The following is a 2,199-nucleotide window of genomic DNA, read 5'->3' as shown; positions in this document are numbered from 1 at the left end:
TCCGTGGCCGCCTCGGGGCCGGCGGCGCGCTGCAGCGCACCGATGAAGGCTTCTTCCAGGGTCGCCGCGCCCTGCTGCCGCGCCAGCTCCCGCGGCGGGCCGACCGCCAGCACCCGCCCCGCATGCATCAGCGAGATGCGGTCGCAGCGCTCCGCCTCGTTCATGAAGTGGGTGGAGATGAAGATCGTCACCCCCTGCTGCCGCGACAGGCGCAGCAGATGCGTCCAGAACAGGTCGCGCGCCACGGGATCGACGCCGCTGGTGGGCTCGTCCAGGATCAGCAGCGAGGGCTCGTGTACCACGGCGGCGGCGAGTTGCAGCCGCTGCCGCTGGCCGAGCGGCAATGCCTCCGGCGCGCTGTCCGCCATCCCCTCCAGGTCGAATTCGCGCAGCAGAGCCGCGATGCGGGCGGCGGCGCGCTCGGGCGGCAGGTGGAACAGGCGGGCATGCAGTTCGAGGTTCTGCCGCACCGTCAGCTCGCCATAGAGCGAGAAGGATTGCGACATGTAGCCGACCCGCGCCCGCGCATCGCCGCCGCGCGCCGGGTCCTGGCCAAGCACCAGCGCGGTGCCGGCGCTGGCCGGCAGCAGACCCGTCAGCATCTTCATCGTCGTGGTCTTGCCGCAGCCATTGGAGCCGAGGAAGCCGAAGATCTCGCCGCGCGGGATGGCGAGCTCCACGCCGTCCACCGCGACGAAATCGCCGAAGCGCTTGGTCAGGCCATGCGCCTCGATGGCGGGCGGCTCGCCGGGGCGCGGCGGCGGCGGCGGCGTGATCTCGACGGCGCGGTGCCCGGCGCGGCGCGCCTCGGGCAGCAGGGCGATGAAGCTTTCTTCCAGCGTCGCGCGGCCGGCGGCGCGGCGCAGCTCGGCCGGGCTGCCCTGGGCGATGACGCGGCCGGCATCGAGCGCGGCCAGCCAGTCGAAGCGCTCCGCCTCCTCCATATAGGCGGTGGCGACCAGCACGCTCATGCCGGGGCGGCGGGCGCGCAGCCGGTCGATCAGCGTCCAGAACTGCCGGCGCGACAGCGGATCGACGCCGGTGGTGGGCTCGTCCAGGATCAGCAGCTCCGGCTCCCGCACCAGGGCGCAGCAGAGAGAAAGCTTCTGCTTCATGCCGCCGGAGAGCTTGCCGGCCGGCCGCGCCGCGAAGGGGCCGAGGCCGGTGGCCTGCATCAGCTCCGCCGCGCGGGCGCGGCGCTCGGCGCCGCCCTGGCCGAACAGCCGCGCGAAGTAGTCGATGTTCTCGGCCACCGACAGCGTCGGGTAGAGGTTGCGGCCCAGCCCCTGCGGCATGTAGGCGATGCGCTGCCGCGCCGCGGTCAGCGCGGCCGGCTGCCGCAGATCGGCGCCCAGCGCCTCGACGCCGCCCCGCTGTGGCCGGCGCACCCCGGCGAGCAGCGCCAGCAGGGTGGATTTGCCGACGCCATCCGGCCCGACCAGCCCGGCCATGACGCCGCCGGGGATGTCGAGCGTCACCCCGTCCAGCGCGGCGACCGGGCCATAGCGGTGCGCGACCTCCCGCAGCCGGGCGGCGGGCGCGGCCGGGCTCACGGCAGGCGCACCCGCAGCCGCTCGGGCCAGGGCTGCGCCGGGTCGAGCCGCAGATAGGCCATCCCGCGCACGCCGCCCTTCACCTGCTCGGCATGGGCGCGCAGCAGCTCGGGCGGCAGGCGCAGCTTGACGCGGAACATCAGGTTCTCGCGCTCGCGCGCCGTCTCCACCTGGCGCGGGGTGAATTGCGCGTTGGGCGCGACGAAGCTGACCGTGGCGGGCAGCACGTAGTCCGGCGCCGGGTCCAGCACCAGCCGCGCCTCGGCGCCATAGGCCATGCGCCCGGCCTCGGCGGCGGGCAGGAAGACGATCATCGAGACATCGGTGGGGTCGATCAGCGTGGCGACGCGGCCGCCCGCGGCCACCACCTCGCCCTCGCGCATCAGCCGGTAGAGCACGCGGCCGGCGCGCGGCGCGGCCAGCACCGTGTCCTCCAGCAGGCTGCGCGCCTGGGCGAGATTGGCCTCCGCCGCGTCGCGCGCCGCATCGGCGCGGCGCTGCCCGGCCTCGGCCGAGAGCAGCGTGGCCTCGGCCACCTCCAGCGTGGCGCGGCGCTGGTCGAGCTGCTCGGCGGGGGCGAAGCCGCGGCGGTGCAGCTCCTGGGTGCGGGCCAGCTCGCTCTGCGCCAGGCCGCGGTTGCTGCGGG

2 protein-coding genes are annotated in these 2,199 nt (G+C 75.2%); both read right to left on the bottom strand.

The window, feature by feature from the left end; all coding sequences use genetic code 11:
• Positions 1 to 1,553: ATP-binding cassette domain-containing protein (locus tag HMPREF0731_RS20685; protein ID WP_040614289.1), on the bottom strand; the 1,553-nt coding region annotated here is incomplete at its 3' end.
• The coding region (locus HMPREF0731_RS20680) for an HlyD family secretion protein (protein WP_040614288.1) at positions 1,550 to 2,199 on the bottom strand (650 nt) is incomplete at its 5' end. The genes HMPREF0731_RS20680 and HMPREF0731_RS20685, both read right to left, overlap by 4 nt.

It is taken from the genome of Pseudoroseomonas cervicalis ATCC 49957 (genome assembly GCF_000164635.1).
GTDB lineage: Bacteria > Pseudomonadota > Alphaproteobacteria > Acetobacterales > Acetobacteraceae > Pseudoroseomonas > Pseudoroseomonas cervicalis.
The sequence above is the reverse complement of the archived record's forward strand: the minus strand, read 5'-3'. Positions and strand labels throughout refer to the sequence as shown.